Source organism: Streptomyces sp. SDT5-1 (assembly GCF_052245995.1).
Lineage (GTDB): Bacteria > Actinomycetota > Actinomycetes > Streptomycetales > Streptomycetaceae > Streptomyces.
In genome coordinates this window covers 208,427-228,840 of sequence record NZ_CM125963.1, presented here as the reverse complement: position 1 = coordinate 228,840, position 20,414 = coordinate 208,427, and the positions used below count along the sequence as shown (strand labels likewise).

The window sequence follows — 20,414 nt, the reverse complement described above, 5'->3', positions numbered from 1 at the left end:
AGATCAGGCCGTGGCGGCGGGGTTGTTGACGGCGTGCTGCGGGCTCTCGCCGGCGAGGGCCTGCCGGATGCAGTGCAGGGCCTGGGTGCCTGCGGCGAGCAGGGACTGGGTGGTCTGCCCGGCGATGTGCGGGGTCACGATGAGGTTGTCGAGGTGACCGTTGCGGGCGGCGATCTCCGTGCTGTGGGGCAGGGGGTCGTTCATGTCGGTCGACTCGCCCTCGAGGACGTCGAGGGCGGCTCCGCCCAACTGCCCGGACTCCAGCGCCAGGAGGACGGCCGCCTCGTCGACGAGTGCGCCGCGGGCGGTGTTGATGAGGACGGAGCCGGGACGCATGCGGGCAATGGCGTCGGCATCGATGATGCCCTTGGTGGTCGCGGTGAGCGGGGCGTGCAGGCTCAGTACGTCCGACTGCGCGATGAGTTCGTCGAAGGGGACTAGTTCGGCCCCGTGCTGCCGGGTGAGTTCCGCGTCCACGTACGGGTCGGTTACCAGGACGGGCATGCCGAAGCCGCGGGCGATCTCGGCGGTCAAGGAGGCGATGCGGCCGAAGCCGAACAGGCCCAGGGTGCGTCCGTGCAGCTCGAACCCGGTCAGGTGCGGTTTGATCGTGCCCCACTGTCCGTTGGCGGTGCCGGCGGCGGCGGCCGGGATGCGGCGGGCGAGGGCCAGAGTGAGAGCGAAGACGTGCTCGGCGACGGAGCGGGCGTTGCTGCCCGGGGTCACGGTGACCCATACGCCGGCCCGGGTGGCGGCGGGGATGTCGACGTTGTCGGTGCCGACCCCGTGCCGGGCGATGATCTTCAGCCGGGAGGAGGCTGCGATCTTGTCCGGGGTGAACCGCTCGGCGCGCAGCATGACGGCCTCGACGCGCTCCTGGACGGCCGCGTATTCGGTGGCCGAGGGGCCGTATCCGAGGTGGACTTCGCCGAGTTCGTGCAGCTGGGCGAGGACGTGGGGGTGGGTGGGGTCGGAGACGTAGAGAGACGTCATGCGTTGGAGTCCGTTCGATCAGGTGCTGTCAGGCGTAGAGGTGGTCGGGATCGCTGCTGGAGCGCATGGCTCCCAGCGCGATACCGAGGCCGAACAGCCCGAAGAAGACGAGGATGTAGGCGGGCACAAGGGTGCTGCCGGTGGTGTCGATGAGCCACGTGCTCAGGTAGGGGCCCGCGCCGCCGCCGATGACGGCGCCGATGCTGTGGCCGAAGGCAACGCCGGTGTGACGGACCTGAACCGGGAAGAACTCCGGCATGACCGCGTAGGTGCTGGCCTGGCACAAGGCGTAGGGCACCATGCCGAGGATCAGGCCCGCAATCGCCAGCCCCACCGAGCCACGCCCCATGAGCCAGAACGAGGGGATCGTGACGGCCACGTAGGCCACGTAGGAAACGATCAGGAGGCGTTTGCCGCCCAGGCGTGCGCCGAGCTGGCCGCACAGCGGGATGAACACGGACGCCGTGACGACGGCGAGCAGCACGATGGTGGCGGCCTGGCTGGCAGAGAAGTGCAGGACGGTGCTGAGGTAGGTGGCGACGAAGACGGTGCCGACGTAGGTGCCGACGTTCTGCACGGTGGAGATCGCCATGACCTTGGCCAGCGGCCCCGGGTGGTCGGCGGCCAGTTCCTTGAACGGCTTGCGCGCGGTGGCCTCGTGGCGTTCGGCACGGCGGAACTCGGGGGTGTCTTCGATCTTCAGGCGCAGGTACAGGCAGAGCAGGCCGAGCGGCACGGCGAGAAGGAATGGCAGGCGCCAGCCCCAGGTCTCCATCGCGTGCTCGGGAACGAACGAAGCGGCCAGCGCGGCCATACCTGCCGCGCACGCCTTGCCGAACACTCCGACGCCGGGGATGAACGAGATGTACAGCGAGCGGCGCTCGGCGGGGGCCCACTCGCGGATGTAGCTGGCCGCGCCACCGATCTCTCCACCGGTGGAGAACCCCTGCAGCATGCGCAGGATGACCAGCAGAATCGGTGCAGTCACGCCGAGGGTGGCGTAGCCGGGCAGCACTCCCGTGAGGGCCGCGGCCAGGCTCATCAGGCCGATGCTCGCGATCAGGCTGGCGCGCCGGCCGACGCGGTCGCCGAGGCGACCGAAGAAGAGCGCGCCGAGCGGACGCACGACGAACGCCGAGCCGAAGACCAGGAACGTGTTGAGCAGACCCACCGTGGGGTCGTCGCTCGGGAAGAACACGACCGACAGCGTCGCGGCCACGTACCCATAGACGCTGAAGTCGTAGTACTCGATGAACGTGCCGAACGCGGCGACCGCGGTGGCCTTCTTGGCCTTCTGGCGGCGCTCCTCGGTCACGGTCGTGCTCACCCCTGCAGTGTCCGTTGGAACTGACATCTCGCACCTCGCTGTGCAAAAAATGGGACGGTGTCCTGTAAACTGTTCAGGGAGTGTCTGGCTGAGATTGGCCTGGTGTCAACCCCTGCCTGCAAGCGGGAAGAAACCTTGGTGAAACAACCAACCAGCCCTCTGAACAGGAGCAACAGCCCCTCGCCCCGCAGGCAGCGGCATAGGGTGGCCGCATACCCGACACGGCAGGGGCGAGACGAGACGGAGAGGCCCGCCATGCTGACGCCGCCGAGCAGTCCGCGACCGCGCACGAAAGAGGCTCCGGCATGAGTAGCGGATCGGCCGCCAACGACCGGCTCATCGCCACCCTCGACGCCCTCACCCGCCGCCCCCTGGGCGAGCCGTGGGGGGTACGCGAACTCGCCGGGGAAACCGGCCTGAGCCGCAGTACGATCCACCGTGTCCTGCAGGCCCTCGCCGAATGCGACCTTGCCGCCCAGACAGCCAACGCCACCTACACGTACGGCCCCCGCCTGCGCGTGCTGATGGACAGTGTCCACCGCACCCACCCACTGCTTAGCCAGGCCCGGCCGCTGACGGAACGACTCGCGGCCACCTGTGACGCCACGATCCTGCTCGCCCTCTACGAACCCGCACGCACCCAGGCCTTCGTAGCCCTCGCCGCCATACCGGAAGGCCCGCTGCGCTACCGGCTCGACCCCGGCCGGATCATCCCCCTGCACGCCGGCGCCGCAGGCCGCACCATCCTCGCCGAACTCGGCCCCGAGGTCCTCGACCGCCTGGACCTGGTCGCACACACCGCCGACACCATCACCGACCACGGCGAACTCGCCCGGCTGGTCCAGCAGTCACGCCACGACGGCATCACCATCAGCATCGGCCAGCACGTCGCCCTGGCCGCCGGAGTCGCAGCGCCCCTGCGCGCGAGCGGACTCATCGGCGCGATCTCCGTGACCCGCCTGCGCCACGAGACCACCACCGAGGACCTGGAGCGCTTCGCCGTCCACGTCCGGAACACCATCGCCGAGATCGGCCGACTCACCGATGACGCCACGGCCACAGCCCAACAAGCACCCGGTCTGTTGCAGTTGACGAGCCGACATGACACGGAGGGCAGGGCATCGGCCGCCTGCCGCCTCGAAGGGCTGTTGACGCTCCTGGCCGCCGGGGCGCCCCTGCCCACCGGTGGCCGCGCACTGGCCCGGCTCCTGGGCGGCAATCCCGCCACTACCGCCCGCCTCCTCGACGCCGCCCTCGTCACCGGGCTCGCCGTCCCTTACGGCGAGCACGCCGCAACTGGGCCGCTCATGCTGCGCTGGGCGGCATCCCTGGGCCCTCTGCCATCCACCAGCGCGATCGCCGAACCGGTGCTCCACGCCCTCGCGCAGGAAACCGGTGAAACCATCGCCCTCACCGAGTACGCGCCAGAGACCAACTCCGCCCGCATGACCAGCGTCGTACGGGGCACCAAGCCAGTGCACTACAGCCTGCCCACGGATACGGAAGTCCCCCTGGCCGCAGGCGCTGCAGGCAAGGCCATCCTGGCCCACCTGCCAGAAGGCACGCTGACGCAACTGCCCATGGTCCAGCACACCGACAACACGCCTCTCAATCGCACACAGATCAGCAAGGACTTGCAGCAGATCCGTGAACGAGGCTGGGCGCAGGGAGACGGTGAACGCATCCCGGACGCCTTCGGCATCGCCGTCCCCTACTTCGTTGGCCACACGATTGCCGGTTCGGTCACCGCCACCGTTCCACGGCACCAGACAGCCCAACTCGACATCGACGGCCTCACCTGCAGTCTCACCCGGGCTGCACACACGCTCACCCGTCTCCTTTCACTGCAGTAGTGCGATGCATTGACGACAGAACAGGCGTCGATCAACATGTGCGGGCCGCTGCGGAACGGGCATCTGCAGAGGGCTGGCTGGTTCTGAGACTGCGCTATGTCTCATGAGACAGATCTTGGGCTCACCGAGTCGTGGCAATCTGCTCACTCGGCCGTGCGAGATCTGGCGAGCGGGACGATAACAGCGGATTGTGTGGTGGCCCGCTCGCGAAGCGCGGTGTTCTCGGCGAGCAGGGTGGCGATGACGGTAGCCGCGGCATCGACTTGATCTTGTAGGTGTTGTCGCTGTTCGCGGTTGGCCTTGAGTCGCCGACGCAGAAGGGCGATCTCTTCGGTTTGCCGCTGGTCGCGCTGACTGGCTGGGCTCTGGCCGACGCGACGGTCCCACTCGATGAGCACGTCAGTAGCGCGGTTCATAGTGGCTCGGCTGACGCCTGCCTCGCGCCAGAGGTTGTTCTTGGTGAGCTTCCCGTCTGTGCGTATCGGCCTGCCGTTGAAGAGTCGTTCCATGGCCTCGCGCAGACCGTGCTCTGTGCGAGGGGAGACGGTGGGCCCGGTCACGGGGTCGCCCTTCGGACCACGAGGCTGACGTCGCGGAGCTGGTCAATGATGTGGGCCCGGTGGTTGGGCGCCAGTTTGCGGGTTTCCAGGAGCTTCATGAGCGAGGTTCGTTCGGCTTGCCATGTCGGCAGGTGCTCGGGACCGTTGACGCTGTTAGCGCAGCGACCTGGCTGACACCGGTCGATGAGGGGTCTTAGCGTGCGCGCCCAGGGTCCGGCTCAGGGCGCTCGAGGGAGCTTCGGCCAGCTGCCCGATGTTCGTGAGGCCGTAGCGGCCCAGGAGCCTGGCGGTGGAGGGACCGATTCCGGGCAGAGCGGTGAGCGGCTTGGGCCGCAGGAACCGCGCCACGGCTGCATCGTCGGGCGCCACGACCGTGATGCGCCCGTACGGAGTGAGGGCGGCCGCCATCGCGGCGATCATCGGCGAGCGGCCGCCCCCGATCGCACAGGGGGCGCCGTAGAGCGCTATGGCCCGCAACTGCAAGATCGCGGCGACCTCGTACGGGGTGCGGGCGAAGTGCCGCCGCGCGCCGCTGATGTCGAGGTCGGCACTGTGATCTGCCGGGTTCGGCTGGTGAACGGGGGTGATGTCCTCGATCAGGCCGAGCAGCCGCTCGAACAGGGAGTGCGAGTCGTCTTGGCCGGCGAGATCGAAGCGGACCCTAAGGACGCTGCGTGCCTTCTCTGCCGCGCCCGGCGAAGAGGTCTCGGGCGTCATCCGGCGCTCCCGGCCGATCGGTGCCCTAGGCGCCGCAGGTCCGCGGAGCGGCTTCCAGCCGGCGAACTAGACTGGTCCCGCGCATGCGTGGACGGCTCCCACATCCGCGGAAAAAAGGGGGGGCCTCGACCGGTCCGTCGCCGTTCGACCGGCGCAAGACGGGCAGCAAGCACCACTTGATCTGCGACGGGCGCGGAACCCCGCTGTACGTCGTCACCACCGCGGCGAACGTCAACGACATCACCCAGACCATCGTTCTCGTCGACGGCTGTCCGGTCGGTCGCCGGACAGCCGGGTCATCCCCGCCGACGCCCCGACGCCCCGACGCCGTGTTCGGCGACAAGGCGTACGACTCCAAGGTCATCCGCCGCGAACTGCGCAAACTCCGGATCATGCCGGTGATCTCCCGCAAGGGCGCCCCGGAATATCAAGGGCCTGGGCAAACTCCGGTACGTCGTCGAGCAGACCTTCGCCCTGCTCCACCAGTTCAAACGCCTCGCCGTCCGATGGGAACGCCGCCTCGACCTTCGCGACGCCTTCGTCTCGTTGGCCTGCGGCCTGATCTGCTGGAGGCGACTCAGGAGGGACCTCTCATGAACGTGGCGCGAGCTCTAACCAGCAGGCGTTCAAGGGCCCGAGCGTGAGACGGCGCTCTTCGATCTGAGACAGGGGGAAGCGTGGGACTGATCTACGGCTACGACATGTATCTGCCTCCTTGGAGTGTTGCCGGGGCATTGACCAATTTGGCCGAGCTTGCGCCACCGGCCCGTGCCGTGCCCCCTCTGGTCACCCTGCCCGGCGATGCCCGGCTCGTCCTCCCGTTCACGTCCCACTTCAAGAGCGATCCGGTCGATTGCTCCACGAGCGGTGCACTCGAGCTCGACACGTCACTCATGTTCGATGTCGATGATGCGCTGCACGAGTATGCAGAGACGGGCGGGTATGCCGCCGGAGGCGGACGGGCGCATCCAGATCGGGTACATCTATGCGAGGATCCGGTTCGAGTCACTCCTGCACCCCGGCTATGCGTCGGTGGAGTGCTGGGCAGCGACGTCAGGGATGAGTCGCTTGTTCGCGCGCTCGGCCAACGTCAGGAAGGTGTTCACCGACTTCACCTCCGAGAGCAGCTGCCTGTTCGACACTGGCGACGGCGCCCGCGAGCAAGTGTGCTGGCTCAACGGCGAGCCCACCCAGGAGACAGTCCCTGGTCCCCGCTTTCCAGATCTCCGGGGACTTGTGGCGACTTGGCCTGACCCCGAGCAGTGAGTATCCGTGCTTTGTGTTCGAGGTCACAAGATCGCGTTACGAGCCCAATGCGGCCCGCGGAGGTCATCCACCTACGGCTCGAACAGTGTCACTTGCCCAAAACCGGGTGGGGGATGCTCAACCTCTCGGGCGGTGTCGTCATCGTGGGGAAGGGATGGACGGACGACGGCGCTGTGCACGAAGTGCACTCGCTCAAGCGCCGCGCGACTACGGCGACCCGCCCGGTGCCCATTCCTCCGCAGTTCGTGCGGATGCTCCGCGCGCACTTCGAACGGCTCGGGACGGCGCCGGACGGGCGGCTGTTCCGGAATCTGGCCGACAACTACGTGGACGCGGCTGCCTATGGTCTTATGTGGGCGCGGTCACGGAAGTACGTGCTGACTCGGGTGGAACTCGCCTGCGGGCTGGCCAAGAGGCCCTACGATCTCCGGCGCGCCGGCATTTCGTTCAGGCTCTACTCCGGCGGGGACCTGGCCGAATGTGCTCGCCGCGAAGGGCAGGGCATCGAGGTCCTGTCCCGTCACCACGCCAAGTTCCTGGACGGTGTGCGGGAGCAGGCCAACCGCCTCATTGAGCAGTCTATGGAGGAGTGGGGCTAGGCCAGCCGAGGCGCAGTGTCGGGGGGGGAATGAGTCGTGGGTTTTGGTCCGTGACTGGTCCGGAAGAGCTGGTCGGAACCGGGATACTCGCGGGATGGGCTGGGACTTCTCACGCATCTTGGACCCAGCTCTGAGAGAGTCCAGTAGAAGGCGCCTGAGGGGTAAAAACCCAGTTCAGGCGCCTTCGTGCGTCCCTCTAGAAGAAGCCCAGCTTCTGCGCCGAGTACGACACGAGCAGGTTCTTCGTCTGCTGGTAGTGGTCCAGCATCATCTTGTGGTTCTCGCGGCCGATGCCGGACTGCTTGTAGCCGCCGAACGCCGCGTGTGCGGGGTACGCGTGGTAGCAGTTGGTCCAGACGCGGCCCGCCTGGATGGCGCGGCCCGCGCGGTACGCCGTGTTCATGTCGCGGGTCCAGACACCGGCGCCGAGGCCGTACAACGTGTCGTTGGCGATCTTGATGGCGTCGTCGTAGTCGGCGAAGGACGCGACCGAGACGACCGGGCCGAAGATCTCCTCCTGGAAGATCCGCATGCGGTTCTGGCCCTCGAAGATGGTGGGCTGCACGTAGTAGCCGCCCGCCAGTTCGCCGTCGTACTCGATGCGCTGGCCGCCGGTGAGGACCTTCGCGCCCTCCTGCTGGCCGATGTCGAGGTACGAGAGGATCTTCTGGAGCTGGTCGTTGGAGGCCTGGGCGCCGATCATCGTGTCGGTGTCCAGGGGGTGGCCCGGCTTGATGGCCTCGGTGCGGGCGACGGCCGCGTCGATGAACTCGCTGTAGTGGCCCTGCTGGATCAGCGCGCGGGACGGGCAGGTGCACACCTCGCCCTGGTTGAGGGCGAACATCGTGAAGCCCTCGAGGGCCTTGTCGCGGAAGTCGTCGTCCTTCGCCCAGACGTCGTCGAAGAAGATGTTCGGGGACTTGCCGCCGAGTTCGAGGGTGACCGGCTTGATGTTCTCCGAGGCGTACTGCATGATCAGGCGGCCCGTCGTGGTCTCGCCCGTGAACGCGACCTTCGCCACCCGGGACGAGGAGGCGAGGGGTTTGCCCGCCTCGACGCCGAAGCCGTTGACGATGTTGACGACGCCCGCCGGGATCAGGTCCTTGACCAGGTCCAGCCAGACGTGGATGGACGCCGGGGTCTGCTCGGCCGGCTTGATGACGACCGCGTTGCCCGCCGCGAGCGCCGGGGCCAGCTTCCACGTCGCCATCAGGATCGGGAAGTTCCACGGGATGATCTGCGCGACGACGCCAAGGGGCTCGTGGAAGTGGTAGGCGACCGTGTCGTCGTCGATCTCGGAGAGGGAGCCCTCCTGTGCGCGGACCGCGCCCGCGAAGTAGCGGAAGTGGTCGATGGCGAGGGGGATGTCGGCGGCCAGGGTCTCGCGGACCGGCTTGCCGTTCTCCCAGGACTCGGCGACGGCGAGCAGTTCGAGGTTCTGCTCCATCCGGTCGGCGATCTTGAGGAGGATGTCGGCGCGGGCCCCGGGCGCGGTGCGCCCCCAGGCGGGTGCGGCGGCGTGCGCGGCGTCGAGGGCGCGCTCGACGTCCTCCGCGGTGCCACGGGCGATCTCGGTGAACGGCTGTCCGTTCACGGGGCTGGGGTTCTCGAAGTACTGGCCGCGGGCGGGCGGGGTGTACTCGCCGCCGATGAAGTGGTCGTAGCGGGCCTGGTAGGAGACGACGGAGCCCTGCGTGCCGGGCGCTGCGTAGCGGGTCATGGTGAGTGGCCTCCTCTGCGGCTGCCCGCCGTTGGGCAGCGTTCGCACGGGAGGCTAGGAGCCCGGACGTTGCAGCTACGTTGCGTACGCGGAGGGGGCGCGCAGTTCGTCGTCGAGCGCGGCGAGGCGGGCCAGGACCGGCGGGGTCGGCCGGACCGCCGCGAGCGCCCGCCACACGTCGAGGTCGTCCTCGCCCCACGGGGCGTGCGCCCAGTCCGCCAGGAGGTCCGGGTCGCCGCGTGCGATGAGCGCCGCCCGCAGCTCGTCCGCGAGCCGGTCCCGGACGCGGGCCACGGCCGGGGCCTGCGACTGGGGGAGGAGTGGCCCCGTGTACGCGGACGCCGCCGCCGTGACCGCTCCGGAGGCCAGGCGCCGCTCGACCGTGGAGAGGTCCGAGTCGACCGGGGCCGCGAGCCGGTAGGGGCGGGAGCGCAGCACGTCGGGGCCGAGGACGCGGCGCAGCCTCGCCAGTTCGGCCCGCAGCGTCACCGGGGTCACGGACTCGTCCTCGTAGAGGAAACAGAGGAGTTCGTCGCCGGTCAGGCCCTCCGGGTGGCGGGCGAGCAGGACGAGGATCTCGCTGTGGCGGCGGCTGAGACGGACCTTGTGGCCGGTCGGGGTGAGCAGCAGCGCCTCGTCGCGGCCGAGCGCGGTGAGCCGCAGCGCCGGTTCGGCGGTGGGCGGCGGGGTGAGCAGGGCGAGCTGGGACTCGGCGGCCCGCGCCACGGCCTGCACGAACGCCAGGCTGTGCGGGTGCGCGAGCCGGTCGCCGCCCGTGATGTCGATGGCGCCGAGCAGCCGCCCGGTGTGCGGATCGTGCACGGGAGCCGCGGCGCAGGTCCACGGCTGGACGTGGCGGATGAAGTGCTCGGCCGCGAACACCTGCACCGGGCGGTCCACGGCGACGGCCGTGCCCGGCGCGTTCGTGCCCATCGCCGTCTCCGACCAGCGGGCGCCCGGCACGAAGTTCATCCGGCCCGCCGCCGCGCGCGTCCCGGCGTGCCCCTCCACCCACAGCAGCCTGCCGTGCGCGTCGCAGACCGCCAGCAGGTGCTCGCCGTCGGCCGCGAAGGTGCCCATCAGCTCGCGGAACAGCGGCATCACCCGGGCCAGCGGATGCTCGGCGCGGTAGCTGCCGAGGTCGCCCTCCGGCATCTCCACGGACGCCGAGGCGTCCGGGCTGACGTGCGCGCCCGCCGAGCGGCGCCAGGACGCGGCGACGACCGGGCGCACCGGACGGGCCACGGTGCCCGCCGCGGTGAACCGGTCGTGCGCGCGGCGCAGCGCCCGTACCCGCTCGGACGGATCGGTGCCCGGCTCCAGGGCGACCCACGGATCGGTCAACTCGGCCTCCAGGACGGCTCCCTCGCGACGGTGCGGTGAGCACATCGTCGCTCCAGGGGCCCGGGCCGACAAGAACCGGAACACGGATCGGGCGTTTCGGCACATGCCGCTCACGGGTGTGGAGACGCCGAATCTCCTGCCGCGGCGGCTCAGGCGCCGGTGACGAGTCGCATGTACCTGTCCCAGTCCCAGTACGCCCCCGGGTCCGTGTGATCCGCACCCGGCACCTCGACGTGCCCGATGATGTGGTCCCGGGTGCGCGGTATGCCGTAGCGCGTGCAGATCGATGCGGTCAGGGCCGCCGACTCCCGGTACATGGCGTCGGTGAAGTACTCCGGCTTGTCGACCCACCCTTCGTGCTCGATGCCGATGCTGCGCGTGTTGTAGTCCCAGTTCCCCGCGTGCCAGGCGACGTTCTTCTCGCGGACCATCTGTGCGACGTGCCCGTCGGACGAGCGCACCACGTAGTGCGCGGAGACCTGCTTGGCCGGATTCTGGAAGATGTCGAGCGTCGTCGCGTACGTCTCCTGCGTGACGTGCACGACCACGAAGTTGACGGGGTACGTCAACGGGCGGCTGGACGCCGTGTAGTTGGACTTGCTCGCCGGGACCCACTCCGCCTTCGGGTAGTCCACGGTCGCCAGCGGCGCGGCGTCCGCCCGGCCCGTGGCCAGGAGCGCGGTGGGGGCGGCGGCGAGCGCGCCGAGTTGGAGCAGCCGGCGGCGGCTCGGGAACGCACCTCTTGCTCGGTCCATGTCAATACTGCCTCTCGGTCACCGGTGGGGGGTCGGAGCTCAGTGGGCGGGGGCGGTGCGGCACCTGGCGTGACATGTCGCGCGTGGCGTGCCTCACATGAATCACCGTACGGGGCCCGCGGGTTGGGGCGGAAGAGGGCACGGCGGATGTGTGGACTACCCGCACGTTGTGGACAACCGCACGTCAGAGGTCCGCACCACTGGCGAAAACACGCGGGCCCCCGGCACGGCCCGGCGAGACGCGCCGCGACAAGAGCGGTGCCTACGCGGTGGCCACCGCCCCCATCGGATCGTCGAGCACCGCCCGCACCACCGAATGCGCCGCGCCCAACAGCGGCCCGTCCGAACCGAGCCCCGAGACCACGACCCCGTCCGCTGGCGACGCCGTACGACGCGTCAACTCCCGCTCCAGCGACGGCAGCAGCCACGGCGCGAGCCGGGACAGCGCGCCGCCCAGGACCACCGCGCTCGGGTCCATCAGGTTCACCGCCCCGGTCAGCGCGATGCCGAGCGCCGAGCCCGCGGACCGCAGCGCCCTGCGGGTGCCCGTGTCGCCGCCCTCGGCCCGCTCGGCGAGCAGCGAGACCCGCTCGGGCCCCGGCGCGATGCCCGCCGCGCGCAGCACCGCCTCCTCACCCGCGTACTGCTCCAGGCATCCGCGACCGCCGCACGGGCACGCGGGGCCCTCAGGGCGGACCGGCACATGGCCCAGCTCGCCCGCGAACCCCCGCGTCCCGCGCAGCAGATGGCCGTCGACGACGAGCGCGGCGCCGATGCCGATCTCCGCCGACACGTGCAGGAAGTCGGCGGGGGAGTTCTCGGCGAGCCACAGTTCGGCGAGGGCGCCGAAGTTCGCCTCGTTCTCGACGGTGACCGGCACGTCGACCGGCAGCAGCGGCGCGAGGTCCGTGTCGTGCCAGTCGAGGTTCGGGGCGCGCACGACCGTCGTGCTGTCACGGGCCACCAGGCCCGGCACGGCGATCGCGAGCCCCGCGGGCCGCAGACCGGCCGCCCACGCCTCCTCGCTCACCTCCCGCACCAGCTCGGCGAGTTCGTCCAGGACCGGCTTCGGGGCGCGCCCCCGGTTGCTCACCCGGCGCCGGGCCCGCGCCCGCACCTCGCCCCGCAGATCCACCGCGCACACCGCGAGATGGTCGACGCCCACCTCGGCTCCGAGCCCCGCGGGCCCCTGCCCGCTGACCGCGAGCGCAGAGCCGGGCCGCCCCACCCCGCCCGGCCGCTGCGGCCCCAGCTCCTCCAGGAGACCCGCCCTGATCAGCTCGTCGACCAGCGTGGAGACGGCCGCCCGGGTCAGGCCGATGTGCTGCGCCACCGCGGCCCGCGACAGCGGACCCTCGGCGGCCACGGCGTGCAGGACGCGGGACAGGTTGCGGCGGCGCATGGCCTGCTGGGTGTCGGACGTGCCCGGTCGCTGCCGGTGCGGCGGTGCGGTGGTCATGCGCTCATGCTCCCAGGGGCGGCGGGGTGGTCCGGCGTCGGGCTGCCAGGCGTGGCGTCAGCCGTTCCCGCCGCCCAGCAGCGGAGCCGCTCCCGAGAGGACCCCCGAGATCCGCTCCAGCGTCTCCACGTCCTTGCGCTCCACCGGTTCGAGCAGCGGGCCGCGCGCCGTGTCCCAGCGCCGGGCCACCGCCCCCGGGTCCTCGCCGGTCAGCACGCCCGCCGCCTGCGCCGCCGCGCCGAGCGCCACCAGCTCGCCGGCCTCCGGCACCTGCACCGCCCGCCCGGACAGCCGCCGCACCGTCTCCTGCCAGGCCGTGCCCCGCGCCCCGCCGCCGATCAGCAGCAGCGGCGCCGCCGGGTCGGCGTCCGCGTCGAGCACCCGGTCGAGCGCCCCGAGCAGCGCGTGCACCGCCCCGTCGTACGCCGCCTGGAGCAGCTGGCCGCCCGTCGTGTCGTGCCGCAACCCGGTGAGCAGGCCCGCGGCGTCCGGCAGGTTCGGCGTCCGCTCGCCGTCCAGGTAGGGGAGGATCGTCGCCGTGCCACCCGGCTCGACCGCCTCCCGGTCCAGGCCGAGCAGCGCCGCGATCCGGTCGACCGCGAGCGTGCAGTTCAGCGTGCAGGCCAGCGGCAGCCAGTCGCCGCGCGCGTCCGCGAAACCGGCGACGGTGCCGGACGGATCGGCCGGCCGGTTCCGCGACACCGCGTACACCGTGCCCGACGTGCCGAGGCTCAGCACGGGCGTGCCCGGCAGCAGGCCGAGACCGAGCGCGGCGGCCGCGTTGTCGCCCGTGCCGGCCGCCACCAGCGTGCCCTCGGCCAGCGGCAGATCGCCGCCCGTCACCGTGCCCGCGACCTCGCCGGGCGCGACGACGCGGGGCAGCAGCGCCGGGTCGAGGCCCACGCGCGCCAGCACGTCCTCGTCGTACGCCTCGGTCGACGACGCCCACCACCCCGTACCGGACGCGTCGCCCCGGTCCGTGGTGCCGTCACCGGTCAGTCGGCCGGTCAGGTAGTCGTGGGGGAGGCGGACCGCCGCCGTGGCCTTCGCGGCCTCCGGCTCGTGCTCGGCGAGCCATGCCCACTTCGAGACGGTGAACGAGGCGCCCGGCACGCTGCCGAACCGCTCCGCCCACGCCTTCGGCCCGCCCAGTTCGTCGACCAGCCGCGCGGCCTGCGGCGCGGACCGCACGTCGTTCCACAGCAGCGCCGGACGCACCGGGCGGCCCTGCGCGTCCAGCGTCACCAGGCCGTGCTGCTGGCCGCCGACCGCCACCGCCGAGGCGCGTCGCGCCGCGTCGCCGCACTGGGCCAGCGCCTCGCGCAGCGCCCGGTACCACTCCTCCGGATCGCTCTCGCGGCCCGCGCCCGAGGTCACCGTATGCGGTGCCTGCCCGCGCGCCACGGTCGCGCCCGTGGCGACATCGACGACCAGAACCTTCGTGGACTGCGTGGAACTGTCGACTCCTACGACGAGGGGTCCATCGGCAGCTGACATGCGGCTCTCCTGAAATCTCGGGAAATCTGTGCCTGTGCGGCGGTCGGCTCTTCCCAGCGGCGTTCCCGCATACTAATTTGTAAAGCGCCATGACGAAATAGTCGGCGAGGGAGCCGCAAGATGATGTACCAGCCCACCCCTGACGACAAGTTCAGCTTCGGCCTGTGGACGGTCGGCTGGCAGGGCCGCGACCCGTTCGGCGACGCGACCCGGCCGGCGCTCGACCCGGTCGAGTCCGTGCAGCGCCTGTCCGAGCTCGGCGCCTACGGCGTGACCTTCCACGACGACGACCTGATCCCCTTCGGCGCCTCGGAGACCGAGCGGGAATCGCACATCAAGCGGTTCCGGCAGGCCCTCGACGCCGCGGGCATGGTCGTCCCGATGGCCACCACGAACCTGTTCACGCACCCGGTCTTCAAGGACGGCGGCTTCACCGCCAACGACCGCGACGTGCGCCGCTACGCCCTGCGCAAGGTCATCCGCAACATCGACCTCGCCGCAGAGCTGGGCGCCAAGACGTACGTCGCCTGGGGTGGCCGCGAGGGCTCCGAGTCCGGCGGCGCCAAGGACGTCCGCGACGCCCTGGACCGCATGAAGGAGGCCTTCGACCTGCTCGGCGAGTACGTCACCGAACAGGGCTACGACATCCGGTTCGCCATCGAGCCCAAGCCGAACGAGCCGCGCGGCGACATCCTGCTGCCGACCGTCGGCCACGCCCTGGCGTTCATCGAGCGCCTGGAGCGCCCCGAGCTGTACGGCGTGAACCCCGAGGTCGGCCACGAGCAGATGGCGGGCCTGAACTTCCCGCACGGCATCGCCCAGGCCCTGTGGGCGGGCAAGCTCTACCACATCGACCTCAACGGCCAGCACGGCACGCGCTACGACCAGGACCTGCGCTTCGGCGCCGGCGACCTGCGCGCCGCGTTCTGGCTCGTCGACCTCCTGGAGCAGGCCGGGTACGAGGGTCCGCGGCACTTCGACTTCAAGCCGCCGCGCACCGAGGACTTCGACGGCGTGTGGGCGTCGGCCGCGGGCTGCATGCGCAACTACCTGATCCTCAAGGAGCGCGCCGCCGCCTTCCGCGAGGACCCCGAGGTCCAGGCGGCGCTGGCCGCCTCCCGCCTCGACGAGCTGGCCCGGCCGACCGCGGACGACGGTCTCGCCGCGCTGCTCGCCGACAAGAGCGCCTTCGAGGAGTTCGACGTCGAGGCCGCCGCCGAGCGCGGCATGGCCTTCGAGCGCCTCGACCAGCTGGCGATGGACCACCTGCTGGGCGCGCGCGGCTGAGCACGGACACCGGCCGGGGCGGCCGCCCGCCCCGGCCGGTCAACTTCCCCCCGGGGGCTCGCATGTTGGGCCCCCGGGGGCAATGCTGGAGGGGTGTCCGTGCCTCCGATGCCACCGCAGCCGCCCCCGCAGGGCGGCGGGTTCGGCGCACCGCCACCGGACGAGGGGCCGCCGCCGCGCCGACCCCTCCTCGTGATCGCGGTGCTCGTCGCGCTCGTCGTGATCGCGGGCGCCGTCCTCCTCGTCGTGACCCGCGACGGCTCGTCGGACGACGACAAGAAGTCGCCCGAGCGCAGCAGCGAACGGGCCACGCCCTCACCCTCGCTGAGCATCCCCAGCGAACTGCCCAGCAAGCTGCCGAGCGAACTCCCCAGCGGCCTGCCGAGCGAACTGCCCTCCGAGCTGCCCAGAGGGCTCCCGAGCGAGCTGCCCAGCGCGCTCGGCGGCTGACCCGACGGCCACGTACGCGCCTACAGGGCGCCCTTCGGCAGCCGCACCGTGGTCACCTTCGTCTCGACACCGCTGTCCACGAGGCGTCCTTCGGCGTCGAACGCGCCCGTGCCGTCCGTCATCCCGAAGTCGTTGTCGTTGATCAGCGCGAGGCTGTCGCGGCCCGCGAGCGCGATGCCCTCGATCTTGTCCGGGACGCCGTCGACCTTGTCCAGGTCCACCACGAGACGCTTGCCCAGGACCGGCACGCCGCTCGCCGCCGGGTCCGTCAGCTGCTCGAGCGAAGGAGACGTGTCGGCGTCGTCCCAGCGACCGCCCAGGATGTTCGCGCCGCGCGTGAGCCGCACCTCCTGGAGGCGGGCCGCCTTGTCGGTGCGCTCCTCGACCAGCAGCCGGTCGCCGCCGACCGCCACGATCGACGAGATCTTCAGCTCGGACGGGTCGTCCTCGCCCGGGTCCACCACGTCCACCGGGTCGAAGCGGTACGCGTACTCCGCCGTGACCGCCTGACGCTTCGGCGAGAACCGGAGCAGGCGCGTCGTGCGCGAGGCCTCGCCCGCGTCCTCGTCCGGCAGCGACAGCGGGCTCTGCACCGCGAGCACCAGGTCACCGCCCGGCAGTTGGGCCAGCCCCTCGAAGCCCCGGTTCACCTTCCGGTGGAGCAGCACCGACGGCAGCGACTCCACGACCCGGTAGTCCGCGCCCCGCAGCCCCAGCCCCTTCGGCACGTGCCGGGCCAGGACCCGCCCGTCCGCCGCGACGTGCACGAGCGAGGGCCCGTACTCGTCGACGAGCCAGAAGCTGCCGTCGGCCGCGCGCACGATGCCCTCGGTGTCGAGCCCGTTCGGGTTGTACGCGAGCGGCGTCTTCGCGTCGTACGAGTACGGCTTCTCGTCGCGGGACTCCTGGTTGGAGAGGCCGGTGACGGGCTTGCCGGAGCGGGTCGTCAGTGGGATCGCGTCGAGGACGACGACCTTGTCACCCGTGACCCGGATCTTGACGATCGCCGGGTCGAAGCCGGGCACGGGGAACGTGCGGCGCTTCGTGCCGTCGACCTTGATCTGGCCGTTCGGGCCGCGGTCGGTCACCGTCCAGAACTCGCCCTTGCGGCCCGCCGGGTAGAGGTCGGAGCCGATGCCGCCGAGGTCCACGCCGCGGTCGTTCTCCACCGTGCCCGGCAGCAGGCCGTTGCTGAACTCGTCCAGCGGGATGTCGCCGAGCGTCGCGCTGCCGGTGACCTCGGCCGTGCCCGCGCCGGAGGGCGCGGCCGTCACCGCCGGCGCGACGCCGAGCGCCACGAGGACGGCGAGCGGCACCCCCGCCGCCGCGGAACGTCCGAGGGAACGGCGCTTGCCGGGAACGAGCGGGGACATGGGGCCTCCTGCGGCGCTGAAACGTGGTCAGCGCACACGTTCGACCCCGGCCCCGAACGCCGGGTGAAGCGCGGGTGAACCGCCCGGCTCAGGAAGGCGACTTGATCTCCACCGGGAACGTCAACCGCATCGACAGCCAGGCGTACACCGGGCCGAGCGCGTTCATGGCGACCACGCACACCCAGGCCGCCCACGGATTGCCCGCATCGAAGCCGAACCCGCCGAAGAACGTCGCGAAGTAGCTGGCGAACCCGAAGAACATGCCGGGGATCAGGGAGAAGAAGCGGACCCGGCCGGTGTACATCAGCGCGCTGTTGAGGACCAGGATGCACAGCGCCCCGAACGCGTTCCTGGCGAGCTGGCTCTCGCCGAACGCCGTGCCCGCGTTGGTCTCCAGAAGCACGATGAGCAGCGCGTACGTGGAACCCACCGGCATGGCGCACCACATCCTGCGCGCGCCCGCGAGGCTCGGCCCGCCCATCAGGAACATGCCCGCCCACGAGATGAAGATCGCCCAGGGCGGCAGATGCAGCGCGGTGCCGCCCACGAACGCGGTCGTCGCGGCCAGCACCGACGCCACGATCTCGTGCGGGATCCGTTCCCTGGTCACGGGCGTCACCGGAGCGGTCGTGCCCGTGCCCGTCGTCGTCCCGGCCATGTCACGCCACCTCGCCCACGAGGAGCGAAGCGTCCAGCTCCGCCGAGACGGTCGAACGGGCCACCACACGCCCGGCCTTGACCACCGCCGTGCGCGCGGGACGGTCGAGGAGCAGCGTGGCGTGGTCGCGGGTGTCCAGGACGACGAGGTCGGCGACCGCGCCCTCCCGGACCCCGTAGTCCTCCTCCGGGATGCCGATGACGCGCGCGGCGTCGTACGTCACCATGCGCAGCACCCTGCGCAGATCGGCGGGCCCCGACAGATGCGCGATCCGGGCCAGCAGCAGCGCGGTCTCGAGCACGTCCCCGGTGCCGTACGGGGTGAAGGCGTTGCGGATGTTGTTGGTGGCGCAGGCGGTGAGGACGTCGGCGTCCCAGAGCTCGCGCACCGGCGCAAGGCCGCGGCGCGGCGCCGTGGTGTCGCCGCGACCGCCGAGGAACAGGTCCGTGGCGGGCAGCGGCACCACCGACACCCCGGCCGCGGCGAGAGCGGCGAGGGCGGCGCTCCGCTCGGCCGGTGGACGCCCGGCAAGAGAGGTGGCGTGCCCGAGCGTCACCCGGCCCTGGAGGCCGCGGTCGGCCGTGCGGGCGGCGATGAACTCGGCGAGGGCGAAGCGGCTGTCGCCCGCGTCGTCGCCGAAGTCCGCGTGCATGTCGGCGGGGACGCCGTACTCCGCCGCGAGGTCGAGGACCAGTTCCACGTGTCGGTGGCAGTCCGCGAGCGACGCCTCGTTGTACGTACAACCCCCGACGGCGTCGGCGCCCGCGTCGAGGGCCTCGCGCAGCAGCTTCTCCGTGCCGGGCGACTTGAAGATGCCTTCCTGAGGGAACGCCACGACCTGGAGCGTCACCAGGGACGCCCACTTCTCGCGCAGCTCCAGGAGGACGTTGAGCCCGGTCAGGCCCGTGACCGGGTCGACGTCCGGGTGCGCGCGGATCACCGTGGTGCCGTTGAGGACGCACATCCGCAGCACCCGCTCGGCACGCGCGCGTACCTCGTCGTACGTGAATCCCGCCTTGAGGTCGGCGGTGATCCTGATGGCGTCCGCGAGCGAACCGGTGCCTTCCGGGGTCAACCCGTCGAGCAGGGCCTTGTCCGGGTGCAGATGGGCCTCGATCAGGCCGGGGACGACCACGCGGCCCGCGCAGTCGACGACCTCGGCGCCGGCGGGCGGCGCGAGACCGGGCCCGATGGCCTCGATCCGGCCGCCCCTGACACGTATGTCGGTCGGGTCGGGCGAGTCCTCCACCCGCGCGTGGCGCAGCAGCAGAGCGGTCACGAGAGTTCTCCTTCGGTCGAGAGATGCGTGACGGGCGGTCGCGGTGCGGTGCGCGCGGCGGGTCGGGGCCTACACCTCGGCGGGGAAGTCCGCCTTGCGGATCAGACAGTGCACGCCCTTGACCTGGTCGACGACCTGCGACACCTCGAAGTCGGCCGCCGCGCTCAGATACGCGTACGCGGTGGCCCGGTCCATGCCGGTGCGCGCGGTGAGGAAGGCGAGCGCCGCGCGCACGGCCTTGCGCATCGCCTCGTCGAGATCGGCGTCGAGCCCGAACGGGATCCAGTGCGTACGGGTCTCGGCGAACGGCTCGCCGAGCAGCCCGCTCACCCGGCGCGCGGCATCGCCCCGCACCACGGACAACTGCACGGTGGCGCGCAGTGGCGCCTCCAGGGCGGTCAGCGCCACCTCGCCGTTGCCCTGCGCGAAGTGCGGGTCGCCCGCGTAGAAGCCCGCGCCCTCCGTGCGGATCGGGAGATACAGATCCGAGCCGCAGGTCAGGTGCTTGATGTCGAGGTTGCCGCCGAAGGGGCCCGGTGGCACCGAGCTGAGGGTGTCGGGCCCTTCGTCGGTCACCCCCATGATCCCGACGAACGGTCCGAGCGGGAACCGGGCGTCCAGCGTCGGCGTGCAGCGCAGCACACCGAACTCGGTGCCGTCCGCGGCCCGCTCGACCGTGCAGAACGAGCACACCGTGCCGTACTCGGCGCGCCGCGTGTCGGGGCCCGTGAACGCGGCGCCCGCCTCCGGGAGTTCGTCGGGCAGCGAGCCGCGCGTGTGCCGGTTGGAGACGATGCCGTAGTGGGTGCGGCGGTGCAGGCTGAGCGTGCGGACGCGCAGCAGGTCGCCGGGCCGGGCGCCGCGCACCGCCACCGGGCCGGTGACGATGTGCGGGCCGAGCAGTCCGTCCGGCGCACGGCCGAGGTCGGACGCGGCGATCTCCTGGGCGTCGCGCGGCACCTGATGGGCCGGCACCCCGTAGGCGCCGAAGAACTCCACCGGGTCGCGGCCCTGGTCCGGGAGGATGCCCTCGTGCGAGACGAGGTCGAGCGTGACCGTGTCGCCGTCGTCGACCTTCAGGACCGGGGCGCTGTCCGCGCGGGGCAGGGTGCCCCAGCGCGCGGTGTCGGGTGTGGTGGTGAGGTGGTGGCGGCCGTCGACGGGCACGGCGTCGGGGGAGGGGGCGGCGGACGTCAGCGTCATGTGGGGTCCTTCGGCCGATGAGGGCGGGGTCGGGGACGGTGAGGTGGGGCTGCCGCTGGGGTGATCTTCCGTCG

Annotated in this window: 18 protein-coding genes; 5 read left to right on the top strand and 13 right to left on the bottom strand. The window is 71.3% G+C overall.

All coding sequences use genetic code 11. The features are described 5' to 3' along the window. Positions 1-3: 3 nt before the first annotated feature. Both ACTWJ8_RS01145 and ACTWJ8_RS01140 read right to left on the bottom strand, forming a co-directional pair. Entirely contained in the window at positions 4-993 is a 990-nt protein-coding gene (locus ACTWJ8_RS01145) for a hydroxyacid dehydrogenase (RefSeq protein ID WP_443262419.1), read from the bottom strand. Positions 994-1,021: 28 nt separating this feature from the next. After that, complete coding sequence (locus tag ACTWJ8_RS01140; protein WP_443262418.1) at positions 1,022-2,308, bottom strand: MFS transporter; 1,287 nt, start codon at positions 2,306-2,308, stop codon at positions 1,022-1,024. Between the two features lie 317 nt (positions 2,309-2,625). On the opposite strand from ACTWJ8_RS01140, the gene ACTWJ8_RS01135 reads away from it, so the two are divergent. After that, positions 2,626-4,173 (top strand): IclR family transcriptional regulator, encoded by a 1,548-nt coding sequence (locus ACTWJ8_RS01135; RefSeq protein WP_443262417.1) that lies wholly within the window; start codon positions 2,626-2,628, stop codon positions 4,171-4,173. Between the two features lie 143 nt (positions 4,174-4,316). On the opposite strand, the gene ACTWJ8_RS01130 is transcribed toward ACTWJ8_RS01135, so the two are convergent. Beyond that, on the bottom strand, positions 4,317-4,733 hold the full coding sequence (locus tag ACTWJ8_RS01130) for a hypothetical protein (RefSeq protein ID WP_443262415.1): 417 nt from the start codon (positions 4,731-4,733) through the stop codon (positions 4,317-4,319). A gap of 153 nt (positions 4,734-4,886) precedes the next feature. Next, positions 4,887-5,450, bottom strand: coding sequence for a hypothetical protein (locus ACTWJ8_RS01125; protein ID WP_443262414.1), 564 nt, complete (start codon positions 5,448-5,450; stop codon positions 4,887-4,889). 83 nt (positions 5,451-5,533) lie between these two features. On the opposite strand from ACTWJ8_RS01125, the gene ACTWJ8_RS01120 reads away from it, so the two are divergent. Both ACTWJ8_RS01120 and ACTWJ8_RS01115 read left to right on the top strand, forming a co-directional pair. Then, on the top strand, positions 5,534-6,094 hold the full coding sequence (locus tag ACTWJ8_RS01120) for a transposase (RefSeq protein ID WP_443262413.1): 561 nt from the start codon (positions 5,534-5,536) through the stop codon (positions 6,092-6,094). A gap of 735 nt (positions 6,095-6,829) precedes the next feature. Then, complete coding sequence (locus ACTWJ8_RS01115) at positions 6,830-7,315, top strand: hypothetical protein (RefSeq protein ID WP_443262412.1); 486 nt, start codon at positions 6,830-6,832, stop codon at positions 7,313-7,315. A gap of 196 nt (positions 7,316-7,511) precedes the next feature. Here ACTWJ8_RS01115 and exaC read toward each other — a convergent pair whose 3' ends face one another. From exaC to xylB, 5 genes are all read right to left on the bottom strand, one after another. Continuing rightward, complete coding sequence (gene exaC, locus ACTWJ8_RS01110) at positions 7,512-9,035, bottom strand: acetaldehyde dehydrogenase ExaC (protein ID WP_356382140.1); 1,524 nt, start codon at positions 9,033-9,035, stop codon at positions 7,512-7,514. Positions 9,036-9,110: 75 nt separating this feature from the next. Beyond that, positions 9,111-10,379, bottom strand: a complete 1,269-nt coding sequence (locus ACTWJ8_RS01105; RefSeq protein ID WP_356382827.1) for a GAF domain-containing protein — start codon at positions 10,377-10,379, stop codon at positions 9,111-9,113. 149 nt (positions 10,380-10,528) lie between these two features. Further along, complete coding sequence (locus ACTWJ8_RS01100) at positions 10,529-11,134, bottom strand: N-acetylmuramoyl-L-alanine amidase (protein ID WP_356382142.1); 606 nt, start codon at positions 11,132-11,134, stop codon at positions 10,529-10,531. Between the two features lie 262 nt (positions 11,135-11,396). Continuing rightward, complete coding sequence (locus ACTWJ8_RS01095; RefSeq protein ID WP_443262411.1) at positions 11,397-12,593, bottom strand: ROK family protein; 1,197 nt, start codon at positions 12,591-12,593, stop codon at positions 11,397-11,399. Between the two features lie 57 nt (positions 12,594-12,650). After that, complete coding sequence (xylB, locus tag ACTWJ8_RS01090; protein WP_443262410.1) at positions 12,651-14,090, bottom strand: xylulokinase; 1,440 nt, start codon at positions 14,088-14,090, stop codon at positions 12,651-12,653. 120 nt (positions 14,091-14,210) lie between these two features. On the opposite strand from xylB, the gene xylA reads away from it, so the two are divergent. Both xylA and ACTWJ8_RS01080 read left to right on the top strand, forming a co-directional pair. Next, a complete protein-coding gene (gene xylA, locus ACTWJ8_RS01085) occupies positions 14,211-15,377 on the top strand; it encodes a xylose isomerase (protein ID WP_443262409.1) in 1,167 nt (388 codons plus the stop codon). A gap of 108 nt (positions 15,378-15,485) precedes the next feature. Further along, positions 15,486-15,827: a hypothetical protein gene (locus ACTWJ8_RS01080; protein ID WP_443265150.1), complete on the top strand. Its 342-nt coding sequence runs from the start codon at positions 15,486-15,488 to the stop codon at positions 15,825-15,827. A 20-nt stretch (positions 15,828-15,847) separates the two neighbouring features. On the opposite strand, the gene ACTWJ8_RS01075 is transcribed toward ACTWJ8_RS01080, so the two are convergent. From ACTWJ8_RS01075 to ACTWJ8_RS01060, 4 genes are all read right to left on the bottom strand, one after another. Next, the gene (locus ACTWJ8_RS01075; protein WP_443262408.1) at positions 15,848-17,200 is read right to left on the bottom strand and encodes an esterase-like activity of phytase family protein; all 1,353 of its coding nucleotides are present in this window, start codon (positions 17,198-17,200) and stop codon (positions 15,848-15,850) included. Positions 17,201-17,288: 88 nt separating this feature from the next. Then, a complete protein-coding gene (locus ACTWJ8_RS01070; protein WP_356382156.1) occupies positions 17,289-17,858 on the bottom strand; it encodes a DUF1097 domain-containing protein in 570 nt (189 codons plus the stop codon). A 1-nt stretch (position 17,859) separates the two neighbouring features. Further along, positions 17,860-19,137 carry an amidohydrolase family protein gene (locus tag ACTWJ8_RS01065; RefSeq protein WP_356382159.1) on the bottom strand — a complete coding sequence of 426 codons (1,278 nt, stop codon included), beginning with the start codon at positions 19,135-19,137 and terminating at the stop codon, positions 17,860-17,862. Positions 19,138-19,206: 69 nt separating this feature from the next. Then, the gene (locus ACTWJ8_RS01060; RefSeq protein ID WP_356382162.1) at positions 19,207-20,340 is read right to left on the bottom strand and encodes an acetamidase/formamidase family protein; all 1,134 of its coding nucleotides are present in this window, start codon (positions 20,338-20,340) and stop codon (positions 19,207-19,209) included. Between the last annotated feature and the right edge of the window lie 74 nt (positions 20,341-20,414).